The organism is Rhodospira trueperi (assembly GCF_900101965.1).
In the GTDB taxonomy this organism is placed as follows: domain Bacteria; phylum Pseudomonadota; class Alphaproteobacteria; order Rhodospirillales; family Rhodospirillaceae; genus Rhodospira; species Rhodospira trueperi.
In genome coordinates this window covers 17421-33350 of sequence record NZ_FNAP01000020.1, presented here as the reverse complement: position 1 = coordinate 33350, position 15930 = coordinate 17421, and the positions used below count along the sequence as shown (strand labels likewise).

Below are 15930 nucleotides of genomic sequence, written 5' to 3'. Positions count from 1 at the left end.
GGCTCCGGTTCTGGGGGGCAGACGCCTGTTGAATCACCCTCGAATCCCGTTCGCCACTGAAATCAGCCCTCGGCCGTTAACCTGAGCCCGTTGCCGTGGGATCGCGACCGGGATCATTGACAGCGTCGGGTCTCGCCCTATGATGCGCGGGATTCGGCGCACCATCCACGGTGGGCGAACTGTCGCGCGTGCCCCGGCCTTCAAGACGTGCCCGAGTGCGCTTCCGGCTGTGGTCGCGATATCCCGCCTTCCCGGATCGGGCGGCGCGGCGCCACCCGGGGGCCGCCACCCAGGGGAAACAGAACAGCCGGGCGACCGCCGCGACGAGGGCGGTTCCGCGTCATGGGGGCGCGGTCTCGTTGGTGCCGGGTGGCGGCCCGTCACGTACATCTCCCCCGTTTTATGATCCCGAGGACCAACCTGACCACCATGACATTCGCCGATCTCGGCCTTTCGCCGGAGACACTCCGGGCCATTGAAGAAGTGGGGTACGAACATCCGACCCCGATCCAGGAAAAGGCCATCCCTCATGTCCTGATGGGACGCGATGTCCTGGGCATCGCCCAGACCGGCACGGGCAAGACCGCCGGTTTCACCCTGCCGATGATCGAGATTCTCGCCAACGGCCGGGCCAAGGCGCGCATGCCGCGTTCGCTGATCCTGGCGCCCACCCGCGAACTGGCCGCCCAGGTGGCCGACAACTTCACCACCTACGGCAAGTATCACAAGCTGGACATGGCGCTGCTGATCGGCGGCGAGAGCATGGGCGACCAGATGAGGGCGCTCGACAAGGGTGTCGACGTGCTGATCGCCACGCCCGGCCGCCTGCTCGACCTGTTCGAGCGCGGCAAGGTGCTGCTGCGCGACGTCAAGGTGCTGGTCATCGACGAGGCTGACCGCATGCTCGACATGGGGTTCATCCCCGATGTCGAACGCATCGTCACCCTGTTGCCGCCGCTGCGCCAGACGCTGTTCTTCTCCGCCACCATGGACAAGGAAATCCGCAAGCTGGCGGACGCCTTCCTGTCCAACCCGCGCGAAGTCAGCATCGAACGGCGCGCCACGGCGGCGGAGACCGTGACCCAGTTCCTGGCCATGGTGTCCAGGATCGACAAGCGCGAGGCCCTGCGCCACATCCTGCGCAGCGAATCCGTCCGCAACGCCTTCATCTTCTGCAACCGGAAGCGCGATGTGGACGTCCTGAACCGGTCCCTGAAAAAGCACGGGTTCAACTGCATTTCGCTGCACGGCGACATGGACCAGCCGACTCGGAACGAGATGCTGCGCCGCTTCAAGGACGGCGAGGCCGATCTGTTGGTCTGCTCTGACGTGGCGGCGCGCGGCCTGGATATCGATGACGTTTCCCATGTCATCAACTTCGACATTCCCACGCATTCCGAGGACTATGTCCACCGCATCGGCCGCACCGGCCGGGCCGGAAAGGAGGGCGCCGCGTTCAGTCTGGCGACGTCGGACGACGCCAAGTACGTGGCGGCCATCGAATCCCTTCTGGGCCGGTCCATTCCGCGCATGCCCCTGGAAGGACTGGACAGCATCATGACCGAGGACGGCGCGTCCGAAAGCGGCAATCGCCGCCGCCGCGAACCCCGGGGCGACAGCCGCCCGACCAGCCGAAGCGATGGCCGCGCCAGCCGACCCAAGGCAGCCGAGGACCGCTCCACGCGGAGCCGGCGCGGGGGTCGCAGCCGAAGCGGGGAGGATCGTGACGGCGTTCGCGCCATGTCGCACGCCGATGACGTGGTTGCGTTCGGCGATCACACCCCCGCCTTCTTCGTCACCACCACGCTCGTGCCCATGGGCTCGCCGGTGTCCGGCGGCGGGGACGAGGACGAGGAGGCCGCGACCGGTGAGCGCGCGCGCACCGGCCGGCGCGGCAAGACCCGGACTCGTGACGTGCGTAAGGCGGCCCCCGCCTCCCGGCGCGGCGAACGCAAGCGGCATGGGCGCCGGGACGAGCGGCCGGAAGACGGGGAGGGCGACGGTGAGGGTGAGGCGACGTCCCAGGATGTCGCTGTCCCCGAAGAAACGGTCACGGAGACGCCGGAGGCACCTGAGTCCGACATCACCGACGTGGAGGCACCGCCTCCGCGCAAGCGTCGGGCCACGCGCCGTCGGAAGGCCGAACCCGAGGATGGTGCCGCTGCCTCCGCCGAGACGGCAACCGGGGCCGAAACGGAAGCCGGTGCCGAGACCGATGCCGCGCCCGCAAAGCCGAAACGTGCACGGCGTCGCAAGACGGCCGAGCCGGCGGCCGACGCCGACACCAACGCGGATGCGTCCGCCGACGCTGCGGATGCGTCCGTCGATGCGTCGGGGCCGGCTGAAACGGAGGGCGGCGCGGCACCCAAACCCAAGCGTTCCCGGCGTCGGACCAAGGCGAGTGAGGCTGCGTCAGAGGAGACCGGCGGTGCGGATGGCGCGGATGATGGGTCCGGCAATGCCGAACCCAAACCGAAACCGCGTCGCGCGCGCAGCCGAAAAAAAGCGGACGCCACCACGGACGACGCCGAATCGCCGGCCGAATCCCAGCCGGACCCGGCGGCCGAGGCGTAGGGCCAGCGGTCGCGTCGCAGGGAATGCGTTGTCCCGGGCGGCGTTTGACCTGACCCATCCTGCCGGGACGGCGGACCGCTGAGGCTGGAGGTCCCTCCCGGCCTTGGGTCGGTTCAGGATCAAGTCGTGTTGTTTTTGAATAGAACCGTCATCCCGAGGCCCCGAAGGGGCGAGGGATCTTTTGGGGCAGCACGATGCCCATCAGGTGATGACGAGTCATCGCTTCGGTTGGGCGGTATGCGATGATGTCGGCTTGAACCGCGCCGGATCGCTCGGGACTTGCTCTCGCCTGTCGGATTTCATCGGCGGCGCCGGGGTGGGTGGGAACGCCAGTTCCCGCCCCACGAACGACAGCAGGCCGTTGCTCAGAATCAGGGAGGACTGCGGACGGCCGTCCGCAGTCTCCGGTGCGCGCACGCACTCCAGCGACATCCACAGCGCCACCGGACCCTCAAGCCGCGCCAGCCCCTTCCCGACACGCCTATCGTATTCACACGTCTTTCCGCCGAAGCGGCGGCTCTTCGCTCGCGCGACATCTTGACTCGTCATTGCGAACCCTCGTCGCAAGACGAGGGCGAAGCAATCCAGAGCGTAGAACACCCAGGCTCACCCTGGATTGCCCCATGTTTTAATATGGGCTGTGCTCCTCGCAATGACGACCGCAAGTAGAGTTGTGTCAATCCGATAGCCCGACAAGCCGGGATTCACGGCCCCGGCGGACGTGGCCTGCCCGCCCGTTCCCCCTCAGAACCAGTCCTCTTCCAGCACCATCAGGCTGTCCGGGCCGGCCTCCGCCGCCGCCCGGTGCGCGGCGGTGAAGGGCAGCACGGCGTCGGCGTAGTAGTGCGCGGTGCCGATCTTGGCCTTCCAGGTGGCGGGATTGCCCTCGCCCGCATCCAGACGCCGGCGCGCCTCTAGCGCCGCCTTCATCATCAGCCATCCGCCGGCGGCAAGGCCGAACAGGAAGGTGTAGGGCGTACTGGCCCCTTGCGCGGCCGCCGGGGAGGCGTGCTCCAGGATCCAGGTGGTGGTATTCTCAAGGTCGTCCACCGCCCGGGCGAAGCTCCCGGCCATTACCGCGACATCGGCCGGCGCCGCCTTCAGCGCCGCCTCTGTCTCGCGCATCTCGGCCAGCAGGACGCGCACGCCGGCCCCTTTGTCGCGCAGCACCTTGCGGCCCACGAGGTCCATGGCCTGGATGCCGTTGGTGCCCTCGTAGATACGGCAGATGCGGGCATCGCGCATGTGCTGGGCGGCGCCCGTTTCCTCGATGTAGCCGGTGCCGCCGTGGACCTGAACGCCCAGGTCGGAGACCTCGAAGCCGACCTCGGTGCTCCAGGCCTTGACCACCGGGGTCAGCAGATCGACGCGCACATTGGCCGCCGCCCGCGCCGCTTCGTCAGGGTGCGCCTTGGACAGGTCCATCTGCGCCACCGCGTAATAGGTCAGCGCCCGACCGGCTTCGGTCTTGGCGCGCATGTGCATCAGCATGCGGCGCACATCCGGATGATGCACGATGGTGGTCTTGCCGGTGGCCGGGTCGGTCACGTCCACGCCCTGCACGCGCTCCTTGGCGAAGGCGACGGCGTGCTGATAGGCGCGATCGGCGATGCCGATTCCCTGCAGGCCGATGTTGAGGCGGGCGTTGTTCATCATGGTGAACATGCAGGCGAGCCCGCGGTGCGGCTCGCCGACCAGGGTGCCGATGGCCCCGCCCTCATCGCCGAAGGCCATGACGCAGGTCGGGCTGCCGTGGATGCCCAGCTTGTGCTCCAGAGAGACCGCCTTGACGTCGTTGTGCGCCCCCAGGGATCCGTCGGGGTTCACCAGGAATTTGGGCACCAGGAACAAAGAGATGCCCTTCACCCCCGGAGGCGCGTCTGGCAGGCGGGCCAACACCAGATGGCAGATGTTCTCCGCCGCCTCATGGTCCCCGTGGGTGATGAAGATCTTCTGGCCGGTGATCCGGAACACGCCTTCGCCCAGGTCGGGCGCGGGTTCCGCCTTGCAGCGCAGTTGCGCCAGATCGGAGCCGGCCTGCGACTCGGTCAGGTTCATGGTGCCGGTCCATTCACCGCTGACCAGCTTGGGCAGGAAGAGGGCCTTTTGCTCCTCTGTGCCGTGGGCGGACAGGGCCTCGATGGTGCCGGTGGTCAATAGCGGGCACAGCGCCCAGGCCATGTTGGCCGCCTGCCAGATTTCCTGAACCGCGACGCCGACCACGCCGGGCAGCCCCTGGCCGCCGTATTCGGGATCGAAGGGCAGGCTGTTCCAGCCCGCCTCGATGAACTGCTGATAAGCCTCGACGGCGCCCTCGGGCAGATGCACGGTGCCGCTCGGATCCAGCGTGCAGCCCTGGCGGTCACCGATTTCGTTGATCGGGGCCAGCACGCCGGCGCCGAACTTGCCGGCTTCTTCCAGCACGGCGTCGATCAGGTCGGGCGTGGCCTCGGCGAACGGGGGCAGGGCCGCAATGTCCAGTAGGCCGGCGAGGTCAAGGGCAAAGCGCATGTCGTCCAGCGGCGCCACGTAGGAACTCATGACGGACCTCCTTCGGTTGCTTTCGGTGACCAACGGCCCTTATGAGGCGCCGTTGTTGCCTTGGCCACAGGATTGCGTGCCGCGCCATCCCACCGGCTCTTACCGTACCGCCTTAACCACCTGCAATCACGTGTTTTCGGTGCATGGCCGCGTCTCTCCGGGGGTGCCTGGACGGACGGGGTCCGGGGTGTCGGAGCCGGTGAGCGGCGCGCCCTGTATGCAACCGGCGGCGTGGCGTATCCTGGGCGGGCGGGATTTTTTTCTCGATGTCGCAAGGCGCAAGTCAATTTGACACGCGGTCTGACCCGCGACACGCAATCTGACACAGCGAGTCAGGATATCCGCGAACGCGGTGGCGCGCCGATCCGTCGGCCGGGGCGACATGACGAAGCGGCGCGCCCGGACAGGCCCGGGGCGTGAGATGAAGATGAGGGAGCGAGAAGGGGAGAGGGCGGCTGGCGGGGACCGGCAAGGCGAAGAGAGGGAGCAACACGCCATTACCGATCCCCGCTCCGCCGTCCGGTCAGCTGGCCCACGGTTCCGAACACCGTGAACGAAAAGCCGGACGGGTAAGCGGACACGCGAGCGTGGACACAAAAGCGCCGCGCGCCCCACGTGACAGGTTCGCCGGAGGGGGGGTGCGACCCCTGTCATCCCCTGTCTAAGCACGGCGCGTGCCAGTTTTATCCGGGCGCTGACGGTCACGGTTTGTGCACGAAATCCCCTGCCGCGAGCGCTGGTTTGTATATCCTCTCGGTCGGCCCATGCGGGACCGCCGGTCCTACAGCATTCCGCCGGTGGCCTCCTCGACCTCGGTCAGGAAACTCTCGGCGGCCGGGCCGGTCACTTCCTTGGCCGAATCGAGCATGCGCGCCAACCAGTCGCGATCATCGGCGGCGGCAATCTCCGCCATGTCGAAGCCGTCCAGGGCCTTGGTCATCAACGCGAGCCGCTTGCCCGCGCCGACGTCGGAAACCGCCTCTGGATTGGCGGCGATGATGACCACCTCGGTGCACATGGTGCGCGCCGTCTCGGCGCTGGAGAACCACCCGCCCTCGCTCGTGGCGACCTCCTGGACGGTGTAGACGCGCTGGTCGGCGACGCGGGCCGTGGACATGGCGCGGCTACCCACGCCGATGACCTGAAGGCCGGCCTTGTTGATGTATTCGAACGCCTTGGAGGACAGATCCGGAAACTGGACGAACAGCCCGACCACGGTCTGATCGGCCTGCGCGACCGCGCGCAGCATCTCCATGGTGTCGGCCTCGTGCGTCACGCTGAAGGCGGCGCCCAGGTCGTCGGGATGCAGCGATTGCATGAAGGCGAAGGTGGCGGCGGAGCCGCTGCCCTCCGGCGGCAGGTGAAACGCGGCGACGGCGGCGGCCTCGCGGATGTCCTTGAAGGTCAGGGGGGTCTCGGCGTTGCTGACGGCGAACAGGCACTCGCGCACGCCGGTCCGCTCGACGATGGAGACGGGTGGGGTCGCCTCCTCCGGCTCCGCCGCGAGCAGGTTGGCGATGACGTCGAACTGTGCCAGCCCCAGCGCACCGGGCGTTTGCTGGACCAGACCGTAGTTCTCGGCGCTGCCGGCGGAGGGTGTGCAGGCCGGGGACAGGAATTGTTGGTTGTCCTTGATGTGCTGGGCGAGGGGGGGGCACAGCTTGGTGTGATAGCTGCCCGCGTCGCTGGCGGTGTGGATGGGCAGTTCCGGCCCCGCGGCGGCGGCCGGCCCGGCGAATCCGGCCAGCGCGAGGGCGGCAGTAAGAACGGTCATTCCAGGGGCGCGAGACATGGGGCGTGTCCTCTACCGAGACTCGGAAACAAGGGGGCGGGCGGCAGGATCATGAGAAGAGGATATTGGGAAACAGTCGGGCGCGTCCAGGTCCGCCGGGTGTTCATGACTCACGACGCCTCGGGACGGCAGCGCCGCAGGGCGGCCACCAGATCCGTGAGGTCGTGCCCCCAATCGTCGTACCCGGCGGCGATGTGGCGGACATAGGCCCCGGTGGGCGGTCCGCGCCGGGCATCGATCTTGATGTAACTGAGAATCCGGTGGTCCCCCCCGGTTTCGGCGGGAAGGGTCAGCCAGACGCGGCGGTATCGTCCCTCCGTCACGCCTTCCAGCGTGTCCAGGGTCCGCTCACAGCCTGCCGTGATCCGATACAGGGCCGCCGGAAGACTGCCGTCCGCAGCGCGCTCGATGGTCGCCACTTTGTCAAACCGCAGCCGCCAGCCCGCGACGGTCACGGGTCGGACGGGACTGGCCGCCGGACACCGCCCGGCCATGCGCGCGGTACTGAGATTCGACCCGTAGGCCAAGTAGAGTCGTGCCATGCAGCCCTGCCGCCGCCGCGTCCCTTGGACGGCGCCCTTGTCCTGACAACCTCGAGGCGGAGTATAGTCGGTCTGTCCCGCCCTGTCGAAAATCGGAGCCCGATCCCATGACTGGTTACGCCGCTGTTTCCCGCTCCTTTGTTCACCGGTCGCCGTGGGGGGCTGTGGCGGCGAGGGTTCTCGTGGCGGCGGTTGTCGCGCTGTCGGTTCTGGGGTCCGGGGTCGACGCCCGTGCCGCCGCGCCCGTGGCTTTCGAGGTCGACGGGGTGGAGATCGTCACGCACGACGGGCGTCGGTATGATTTCACCGTCGAGATTGCCCGCACGCCGACGCAGCGCGCGCGCGGCCTGATGTACCGGCGGGAAATGGCGCCGGACCATGGCATGCTGTTTGATTTCGGGGGCATCGGCCCGCGCGCGTTTTGGATGAAGAACACATACCTTTCGCTCGATATCCTGTTTCTGGAAAGCGATGGCCGCATCTGGCGGATCGCGGCCGATACCACGCCTCTGTCGGAGGAGACCATCACGGCCCGGGGACCGATCCGGGCCGTCCTGGAACTGAGGGCGGGCACGTGCCGGTTGTTGGGCATCGAGGTGGGCGATCAGGTGCGTCATGCCCTGTTCGGCAACACCGCCCCGGACGCCGGGACGGATTAGGGCAATCGGGTGAACGGGTGTGTGGTCGCAAAGACGCGGGGGGCGTGTGCCGTGTGGCGAAACGCCCCACCAACTTTTGTTAAGGTAGGGCGGATTCGCCCCGCGAAGCGGGGCAATCCGCCGCGTGGCGGCGATGCGGCGGGTTGCGCCTTCGGCGCGAACCCGCCCTACGACGTTTCGCATTTCGTCAACAGTGCATTCACCCGATTGCCCTGCGGGACGGATCTGTGACTCTTGCCCCGGCTCCCCGGAGCGGCTAGATCAAAGGGTCGCGTCAGTGCATCGGGGCGTAGCTCAGCCTGGTAGAGCGCTAGCTTTGGGAGCTAGAAGCCGGAGGTTCGAATCCTCTCGCCCCGACCAGCCCTGATGGCGGCTGTCTGCATCCGTCCGCTGTCGCCCGTCACCGGCAGGCCCGTCAACGAACCGAGAAGAGGCCAGACATGACCCGCACCGTGCGAATCTACCAGCCCGCGAAGTCCGCCATGCAGTCCGGACGCGGCAATTCTCGGCGATGGGTGCTGGAGTTCGAACCGGATCGCCCCCAGCGCAACGACGCCCTGATGGGCTGGGTCGGCCAGGGGACCACGACGGGCCAGGTGCGCCTGACCTTTCCCAGTAAGCAGGAGGCCGTGGCGCACGCCCGCCGCAACGGTTGGGCCGTGCGGGTGCAGGAAGCGACGGCGCGGACCCACCAGTTGAAGAGCTACGCCGACAACTTCGCCTTCGACAAGGTCAGCTGAGCAGAAGATCCTGTTGGTCGGGCAGTGTCATGACCAAGACATCCGGCCACCAATATACTTGACCTTCTCCTTGTCCTTCCGGATGTCCGTCGACTTGAGGGGCGCCCGCTTCACCGTGTCCTGCAACTGGGTCATCATCACCCATTTGTCGACCGGCATATAACGCGGGGCGAGGAAGCGATAGGTCTCCGCCATAAGGTCTTCCATGTCCCGGCCCGCCCTCATGGGTTGCTCAAACCACTTGAGGAGAATGTCATCCCAGACCACCAAGCGGGTTCGCAATTCGTTGCGGTGTTCCTTGAGGTAGGCTTTGACGGTATCCAGGTTCTTCAGCGCGGACATGATCTCGCCGGTTTGGGCATCGACGGTTTCAAAACGCTCGCCGAAGTCCTCGATCGCGCTGTTGAACAGGCGCAGCAGGGAGTCCACGGTCGTCAACTGGCTGCGCTCACCGGCGTAGGCCTTCCGCAGGCCCTTGGCCTTATCGTACGCGCGCTGAATGGTTGTGAATTCGTCTCGTAACGCCTCAATGTAGGACAGTTCGTGGGACAAGTCCTCGATGAGGTGCGTGACGTGCTCCTTGCTGGGAAGGCCGAGGCTGCGGGCCGCCTCGCCGAAAGCCTCGTTGACCTGCTTGCGGAAGGTCGAATCGCCGGCCACCTGCACCAGCTCGTCGGGATTGGTGATGATATGCTCGTCGCCCGACAGCCAGCCAAGAATCTGCACGGCCAGACGGTTGTAGGCGATCTGACGGTGTTTTGTCTTGGGCTCCCAGGAGGGATCGCCGCTCAGGATCTCCTTGGGGATCGGATCGCCGATGCGCAACCCTTTGACGAAATTCAGACCCTTGGCCATGAGCGCCAGCAGGGCGCCGTCGTGGCTGTCGGAGGGGATGTTGAATTCCTTCTGGATGCCAGCGAAGGACAGGCTGACCTCCTCGGCGCCCAGGCTCACGATGGCGAGCGGTTGTTTGGACGCCGGGTCAAGCCGAAAGTAGATATCCTCCACCTTCTTGAAGAAATAGTGCTCGAACTCCACCGTTTCCTGCCGCGCGGTGACAGGCGGAGGTGTCTCGGGAGCATCGGGCTTGGTCGGGTCCGCTGAATCGCTCATGAGGCAACCGATACCGTCAAAATCGCCCGCGCATCATGACACAAAGGGAGCGTTTCGGGAATCCTGTTCGAGGATCGAATCGAACCCTGCCAACTTACCGACATGTCACGATCCTGAGGTGATCCCGGATCAGGCCACCCGGGCTTGTGCGCCGCCGCGCAGGCCCTCGACCAACGCCTCAAGGTGTTCGCGGTTCGGAATGGTCAGGGTGCGCCCCTTGCGGCTGATGATGCCGTCCTGGGCCAAGTCAAGCAATACGCGGGCCACCGTCTCGCGGCTGGCGCCGATGCGGGCGCCGAGATTGGCCTGTGTCGGCACCGGATAGACGATGAAGGCACCACGGACCGCCTGACTGGGCTTGCACAGGTTGAGCAACTCCTGACAGACGCGTTGAGTCACGCTCTGGGTGGAGAAACTCTGCACCCGCTCGTTGGCGCTCCGGATCACTTCGGTCATCCGTAACATGACCCGCCAGGCGATGGCGGGGTGCTGCCGGAGAAGCGCTCGGAAGCTGTCGCCCGGCATGACAAGCAGAGCGACACCGGTTCGCGCGGTCACGGTGGCGGACCGGCGCAACCCGTCGATGGCGGCGATTTCCCCGAAGTAGTCGCCGGCCTCAAGGTGCGCGAAAGAAGTCTCGCGGCCACTGCTTGAGTAGCTTGAAATGGAGACGCTGCCCTCCAGAATGAACATGACGTCGTGCCCCGGACTGCTGACGTCACAGATCATCTGACGCGGCGCGAACGAGCGGTGATAACACAGCGTCGCCAACTGCTGTCGGACGTCGGGAGCCGTCTCCTCGAACAGGGTGAAACGCGCCAAGGGATCGGACGGCACGGACACTCAATCCTCCCAAGTTTATCAAAGCCGCAGCGACACAACTCAGGCCAGAAGGATACACGGAAGACGCCATCAGGGAAAGTGCATGATCCTGAAGGTTCGCGCGAAACGATGGCTCGACTGATTTTCGGGGCGATCTTTTCTGATCAGGAGAGAATAGGCGGCGCCTCGGCTCCTCGGGTGGTGTCAAGCCGCGATCATGAGGTTGACGGCGCGCGCCGGTGGGCGTATAAACCGCGCCTTCCGGATGGGGCGACCGACCCTGGGAGTGCAGGCTCGCGGGGCGTTTCGTCTGTTTTTGTGCCGGCCGCCCCCCTATCGGGACGACGGCCCCGAACCGCCACTCATCACCGAATGTCTTTGAGCGCAGGGAACGCGAGCACCCATGGCCAATCATAAGTCGGCAAAGACGCGAATTCGTCGCAACGCGCGCCGTACCGAAATCAACCATTCGCGCATCAGCCGCATCCGCACGTTCATCAAAAAGGTGGAAACGGCCGTGGCCAGCGGTGACGCGGAGCAGGCCCGCGCCGCCTTCCGTGCCGCGCAGCCGGAAATCCATCGCGGCGTGACCAAGGGCGTGCTGCACCGCAACACGGCCGCGCGCAAGATCTCCCGCCTCTCCGCCCGGGTGAAGGCGCTGGGGACCTGATCTCCTCGCGGTGTGTCCGGGCGGTGCGAAGCCCCGGACCAGTGACGATGACGGGACGCTCATCATGAAGTCGGTCGGCCGATGAGCAGGACACCGCCCCAGGCGGAAAACGCGCACCGCCAGCGCGGCTGGTGGATTCCCTATACGTTTGTGGCCGGGTTCGCGGTCGTGCTGGCCGCGAACGGCGCCATGCTGTATTTCGCGCTATCCAGTTTCTCCGGACTGTCCACCAAACAGGCCTATGTCGAGGGACTGGCCTACAACGATCGGGTTGCCGAGGAAGAGGCTCAGGCCGCCCTGGGATGGACCTGGGATCTGGATCTCGCCGCCGTCGAAGCTCTGGAGCCCGACGGCCTTTCCCGAGTCGCCACCCTGCGCGCCGATGGCCGGGGAGCCGAGGGGGGCCCGCTCGACGGTCTCAGTCTAACCGCCACGGTCCGCCGTCCGACCGAACAGGGCCTGGACCAGACGCTGCCCCTGCGGGCGGTTGGGCCGGGCCTCTATGAAACCCGCCTGACGTTCGCCAAGCCCGGACAGTGGGATGTGGTGGTCAGCGCCCGCCGGGGCGAGGACGTCTTTCGGCTGCGCCGCCGGCTGCTGGTGGAGTAGCCGTCTTGGCTGCGCCCGACCCGGACACGGACGGTGCGTGTCGGCACTGCGGCGATCCCTTCGACCCCGATACAGCCGCCGCCGCCGGCCATCCCGGCTTCTGCTGTGCCGGCTGCCAGGCTGCATTCGGGCTCGTCAACGGCCTGGGTCTGGATCGCTATTACGACCAACGCTGCCTGGATCCGGCCGTCCGCGCGCTGAAGCCGGACGCCGACGACGCCATTCCCGATTACGCCGTGCATGTCACGCCCACGGACCAAGGTGAGGTCAGTCTGTCGCTTCTGGTGGAGGGGTTGCACTGCGCCGCTTGCGTCTGGCTGATCGAGCGCCTGTTGACCATGCAGCCCGGCGTGACCCACGCCCGCGTCAACATGACGACGCGCCGGTTGTCGCTGCGCTGGACGCCCCAGCCGGGCGAGGGCGAGGCGCCAGACCTGGGGGCGCGGCGGGTGCTGGACCCGGTGCTGACCGTGGGCTACCGGCTCGTTCCCTATGACCCGGCCACCGTGGACCGCGACACCGACCGCACCGAGAGGTCGCTCTTGCGGGCCATGGCGGTGACCGGATTCGCCACCGGTAACATTATGCTGTTCTCGGTCTCGGTGTGGTTCGGCGCCGACATGGACGCCGCCACCCGCGACCTGATGCACTGGCTGTCGGCGCTGATCGCCATTCCGGCCATCGGCTACGGCATCCGGCCCTTCGCCCGCTCGGCCGTGACCGCGCTACGCGCCGGGCGCGCCAACATGGACGTGCCCATCACTCTGGCGGTCCTGCTCGCCGCCGGCATGAGCCTGTGGGAGACCGCCCGCGGCGGCCCGCACGCCTATTTCGACGCGGCGGTGATGCTGCTGTTCTTCCTGCTGATCGGCCGTTTCCTGGACAGCCGGGCGCGTGGCCGGGCGCGCTCGGCGGCCGGGCGGCTGCTGGCTCTGGGTGGGGCGCCGGTCACCCTGATCGAGCCGGACGGCCGCATCCGCTCGGTGCGGCCGGCCGAGGTGCCGGTGGGCGGGACGGTGCTGGTCGCGGTCGGCGAGCGCGTCGGCGTGGACGGCGCCGTGTCCGAGGGGCTGAGCGATCTGGATGTCAGCCTCATCACCGGCGAGACCATGCCGGCCCGCGCCGGCCCGGGGGACCGCGTCTTCGCCGGTACGCTGAACCTGTCGGCGCCGCTGCATGTGCGGGTGGACGCGGTGGGCGAGCGCACCCTGCTGGCCGAGATCGTGCGCATGATGGAGGTGGCCGAGCAGGGCCGCGCCCGCATGGTGGCGCTGGCCGACCGGGTGGCGCGGCTGTATGCGCCCGTGGTGCATGCGCTGGCCCTGTCGGCGTTCCTGGGCTGGTGGCTGGTCGGGGGGCTGGCGTGGCAGGAGGCGCTGCTGATCGCGGCGGCGGTGCTCATCATCACCTGCCCGTGCGCGCTGGCGCTGGCCGTCCCGGTGGTGCAGGTGATCGCCAGCGGCCGCCTGCTGAAGGCCGGCACGTTCCTGAAGGCGGCCACGGCGCTGGAACGCCTGACCGAGGCCGACACCGTGGTGTTCGACAAGACCGGCACCCTGACGCTGGGGCGCCCGACCCTGGAGAGCGACGCGGCGGAGTGGACGGACGACGACCTGCGCCGCGCCGCCGGAGGCGCGGCGAGCAGCCGCCATCCGCTGGCCCGCGCCCTGGCCGGCGCGTGTCCCGCCGCTCCGGCGGTATCCGGTGTCCGCGAACACCCGGGAGAGGGGCTATCCTGGGACGACCCGGAAGGCCCGACGCGGCTGGGTTCGGCGGCGTTCTGTGGAGTCGCGAAGCCGGGCGTCGGGGGCACCCTGGGGACCACATCCAGTGGACGGCGCCCAGCGCTTGAAACTCCTCCCAACCGCCCCCGGTCCATGGGGCTATCGAGTTCACACTCCTTAGCTGACCGAGCCAGAGACCGCAGTTCCGGCAGTGGTATGATCCGTCATTGCGAGCCCGCGTCCATTGACGCGGGCGAAGCAATCCAGGGCGAGAAGCGCGATATCCGCCCTGGATTGCTTCGTCGCTTCGCTCCTGGCAATGACGACCAAAACAAGAGTTGTGCGAATCCAATAGATTCCACGGACGAGGAGTCCGAGCGGCGGACACCGGCCGAACTCCCTCCCCAGGAAATGGGGAGGGTTGGGGCGGGGTTTCTTGGTCCCGAACTGTGGCTGCGGGTGGGGGATCGGGCGCCGGTGCGCTTCAGGTTCGCCGATCCTCTGCGTCCCGACGCCGCCGAGGTGGTGGATGCGCTCAAGGCCCGGGGGCTGGCGGTGGAATTGCTGTCCGGCGACCGCCCGGAGACGGTCGCCCGGGTGGCGGCGGACGCCGGAATCGAGACATGGCGGGGCGGCTGCGCCCCCGGCGACAAGCTGGCCCGGCTGGCGGCGCTGCGCGACCAGGGTCGGCGGGTGCTGATGGTGGGCGACGGACTGAACGACGCGCCGGCGCTGGCCGCCGCGCATGTCTCGGCCTCTCCGGCCAGCGCCATCGACATCAGCCAGACCGCCGCCGACCTGGTGTTCCAGGGCGACCGGCTGGCGCCCGTGCTTCAGGCTCTGGAGACCGCGCACCGCGCCGACCGGCTGGTTCGGCAGAATCTGGCGCTGGCGCTGCTGTACAACGCCGTGACGGTGCCCCTGGCCCTGGCCGGGCTGGTGACCCCCTTGATCGCCGCCGTGGCCATGAGTACCTCGTCCCTGGTGGTCACCACCAATGCAATGCGTCTGACCCGGACCCGGAAGTCCCGCCCATGAACGCCCTGCTGTTCCTGATTCCCATGGCGCTGCTGCTCGGGCTGGCGGGTCTGGCGGCGTTCCTGTGGGCGCTGCGCAGTGGCCAGTTCGACGACCTGGACGGCGCGGCGCACCGGATTCTGTTCGACGACGAGGACGGGAATGACGGCCCGCCCGCCAAACCGTAGGACAGGCGACCGACCGAACCCGGCGACGCGTCCAAAGAGGGCTTGGCATATCAGAGGGCGTTGATATACGTTGATCTGCATCAAGATGGCCGAACCGTGATGGAGGGGGGTTCGGCGACTGGGAGACCCGATCATGCCCCGTTCCTCCGTCGTACCCCTGCGCGAAACCCTGCCCGCCGATGGCGCCTCCGCCGTCGCGTGCCCCCGCCCGGCCGAGGTCGCGCGCGGCCCCTGCGGTCACTGCGACCTGGGCGCCCTGGCCTTCTGCGACGGCTTCGCGGCCCGCATCGTCTCGCGGCTGTCCCGGGTTCAGTGCACCCAGCGTTTCGAGCCGCATGACACGCTGTTCCGCGAGGGCGATCCCGGCGCCGCCGTCTACAGTGTCGTGTCCGGTGCTCTGAAGGTTTACAAGCTGATGCCCGACGGACGCCGACAGATCACCGGCTTTTTCTTTCGCGGCGACATGTTCGGGTTCTGCCTCGACGGCACCTACGCCTACTCGGCCGAGGCTATCACGCCGGTGGGTGTGTGCCGCCTACCCATGCGGCGGTTGAACGAACTGGCGGAAACCGCGCCGGAGGTGCAGCACCGCATCATGGGCCGCATGACCGCCAAGTTGGCGTACTTCCATGACCATGTGCTGCTGCTGGGGCGCAAGACCGCGCGCGAGCGGGTGGCGACCTTCCTGCTCGGACTGGCCGAGCGGGCGCGGCGGCGCGGCGATCCTTGGTCGCCGCTGGCACTGCCGATGGGACGGACGGACATCGCCGATCACATCGGCCTGACCGTCGAGACCGTCAGCCGCGCCATGACCTGGTTCAAGCGCCAGGGGCTGATCGACCTGCCGAATCCCAGCTCCGTCAGCATCCGCCAGCCCGACGCCCTGCGCGCCATTGCTGACGGATCGGCGGAGGTGTAAGGCACAGACGCGCCACCTCT

14 protein-coding genes and 1 tRNA gene are annotated in these 15930 nt (G+C 67.6%); 9 read left to right on the top strand and 6 right to left on the bottom strand.

Annotated elements, in window-relative coordinates; translation table 11 throughout:
• Window positions 1-429 precede the first annotated feature (429 nt).
• Window positions 430-2574 carry a DEAD/DEAH box helicase gene (locus BLS85_RS17210; RefSeq protein WP_092787979.1) on the top strand — a complete coding sequence of 715 codons (2145 nt, stop codon included), beginning with the start codon at window positions 430-432 and terminating at the stop codon, window positions 2572-2574.
• Window positions 2575-2790: 216 nt separating this feature from the next.
• Here the strand turns inward: BLS85_RS17210 and BLS85_RS18875 are convergent, their stop codons facing one another.
• From BLS85_RS18875 to BLS85_RS17195, 4 genes are all read right to left on the bottom strand, one after another.
• Window positions 2791-3123: a hypothetical protein gene (locus BLS85_RS18875; RefSeq protein ID WP_143027243.1), complete on the bottom strand. Its 333-nt coding sequence runs from the start codon at window positions 3121-3123 to the stop codon at window positions 2791-2793.
• A 195-nt stretch (window positions 3124-3318) separates the two neighbouring features.
• Window positions 3319-5115, bottom strand: coding sequence for an acyl-CoA dehydrogenase (locus tag BLS85_RS17205; RefSeq protein WP_092787977.1), 1797 nt, complete (start codon window positions 5113-5115; stop codon window positions 3319-3321).
• Between the two features lie 781 nt (window positions 5116-5896).
• The gene (locus BLS85_RS17200; RefSeq protein ID WP_143027242.1) at window positions 5897-6907 is read right to left on the bottom strand and encodes a hypothetical protein; all 1011 of its coding nucleotides are present in this window, start codon (window positions 6905-6907) and stop codon (window positions 5897-5899) included.
• 110 nt (window positions 6908-7017) lie between these two features.
• Window positions 7018-7449, bottom strand: a complete 432-nt coding sequence (locus BLS85_RS17195; protein ID WP_092787975.1) for a gamma-glutamylcyclotransferase family protein — start codon at window positions 7447-7449, stop codon at window positions 7018-7020.
• A gap of 107 nt (window positions 7450-7556) precedes the next feature.
• On the opposite strand from BLS85_RS17195, the gene BLS85_RS17190 reads away from it, so the two are divergent.
• From BLS85_RS17190 to BLS85_RS17180, 3 genes are all read left to right on the top strand, one after another.
• Window positions 7557-8108, top strand: a complete 552-nt coding sequence (locus BLS85_RS17190) for a DUF192 domain-containing protein (protein WP_092787974.1) — start codon at window positions 7557-7559, stop codon at window positions 8106-8108.
• A gap of 283 nt (window positions 8109-8391) precedes the next feature.
• Window positions 8392-8468 (top strand) — tRNA-Pro (locus BLS85_RS17185).
• 80 nt (window positions 8469-8548) lie between these two features.
• Complete coding sequence (locus BLS85_RS17180; protein WP_092787973.1) at window positions 8549-8848, top strand: ETC complex I subunit; 300 nt, start codon at window positions 8549-8551, stop codon at window positions 8846-8848.
• Between the two features lie 27 nt (window positions 8849-8875).
• Here the strand turns inward: BLS85_RS17180 and BLS85_RS17175 are convergent, their stop codons facing one another.
• Together BLS85_RS17175 and BLS85_RS17170 are read right to left on the bottom strand one after the other, a co-directional pair.
• Window positions 8876-9886 carry a hypothetical protein gene (locus BLS85_RS17175; protein WP_143027241.1) on the bottom strand — a complete coding sequence of 337 codons (1011 nt, stop codon included), beginning with the start codon at window positions 9884-9886 and terminating at the stop codon, window positions 8876-8878.
• A 204-nt stretch (window positions 9887-10090) separates the two neighbouring features.
• Window positions 10091-10798: a Crp/Fnr family transcriptional regulator gene (locus BLS85_RS17170; protein WP_092787971.1), complete on the bottom strand. Its 708-nt coding sequence runs from the start codon at window positions 10796-10798 to the stop codon at window positions 10091-10093.
• Between the two features lie 388 nt (window positions 10799-11186).
• Here BLS85_RS17170 and rpsT point away from each other — a divergent pair, with 388 nt between their 5' ends.
• The 5 genes from rpsT to BLS85_RS17145 all read left to right on the top strand — a co-directional run bounded on the left by rpsT (window position 11187) and on the right by BLS85_RS17145 (window position 15910).
• Window positions 11187-11453 (top strand): 30S ribosomal protein S20, encoded by a 267-nt coding sequence (gene rpsT, locus BLS85_RS17165; RefSeq protein ID WP_092787970.1) that lies wholly within the window; start codon window positions 11187-11189, stop codon window positions 11451-11453.
• Window positions 11454-11534: 81 nt separating this feature from the next.
• Entirely contained in the window at window positions 11535-12062 is a 528-nt protein-coding gene (locus BLS85_RS17160) for a FixH family protein (RefSeq protein WP_092787969.1), read from the top strand.
• Between the two features lie 5 nt (window positions 12063-12067).
• Window positions 12068-14824: a heavy metal translocating P-type ATPase metal-binding domain-containing protein gene (locus BLS85_RS17155; protein ID WP_092787968.1), complete on the top strand. Its 2757-nt coding sequence runs from the start codon at window positions 12068-12070 to the stop codon at window positions 14822-14824.
• Window positions 14821-14991, top strand: coding sequence for a cbb3-type cytochrome oxidase assembly protein CcoS (gene ccoS, locus BLS85_RS17150; RefSeq protein WP_092787967.1), 171 nt, complete (start codon window positions 14821-14823; stop codon window positions 14989-14991). The genes BLS85_RS17155 and ccoS overlap by 4 nt, the downstream gene beginning before the upstream one ends.
• 133 nt (window positions 14992-15124) lie before the next feature.
• Window positions 15125-15910, top strand: coding sequence for a cyclic nucleotide-binding domain-containing protein (locus BLS85_RS17145; RefSeq protein ID WP_092787966.1), 786 nt, complete (start codon window positions 15125-15127; stop codon window positions 15908-15910).
• The last annotated feature ends 20 nt before the right edge of the window (window positions 15911-15930 follow it).

Bases quoted from the DNA above. Each gene is read 5' to 3' on its own strand.
- BLS85_RS17210 (WP_092787979.1), top strand. From the start codon at position 430: ATGACATTCGCCGATCTCGGCCTTTCGCCGGAGACACTCCGGGCCATT.
- BLS85_RS18875 (WP_143027243.1), bottom strand. From the start codon at position 3,123: ATGACGAGTCAAGATGTCGCGCGAGCGAAGAGCCGCCGCTTCGGCGGA.
- BLS85_RS17205 (WP_092787977.1), bottom strand. From the start codon at position 5,115: ATGAGTTCCTACGTGGCGCCGCTGGACGACATGCGCTTTGCCCTTGAC.
- BLS85_RS17200 (WP_143027242.1), bottom strand. From the start codon at position 6,907: ATGTCTCGCGCCCCTGGAATGACCGTTCTTACTGCCGCCCTCGCGCTG.
- BLS85_RS17195 (WP_092787975.1), bottom strand. From the start codon at position 7,449: ATGGCACGACTCTACTTGGCCTACGGGTCGAATCTCAGTACCGCGCGC.
- BLS85_RS17190 (WP_092787974.1), top strand. From the start codon at position 7,557: ATGACTGGTTACGCCGCTGTTTCCCGCTCCTTTGTTCACCGGTCGCCG.
- BLS85_RS17180 (WP_092787973.1), top strand. From the start codon at position 8,549: ATGACCCGCACCGTGCGAATCTACCAGCCCGCGAAGTCCGCCATGCAG.
- rpsT (WP_092787970.1), top strand. From the start codon at position 11,187: ATGGCCAATCATAAGTCGGCAAAGACGCGAATTCGTCGCAACGCGCGC.
- BLS85_RS17160 (WP_092787969.1), top strand. From the start codon at position 11,535: ATGAGCAGGACACCGCCCCAGGCGGAAAACGCGCACCGCCAGCGCGGC.
- ccoS (WP_092787967.1), top strand. From the start codon at position 14,821: ATGAACGCCCTGCTGTTCCTGATTCCCATGGCGCTGCTGCTCGGGCTG.
- BLS85_RS17145 (WP_092787966.1), top strand. From the start codon at position 15,125: ATGCCCCGTTCCTCCGTCGTACCCCTGCGCGAAACCCTGCCCGCCGAT.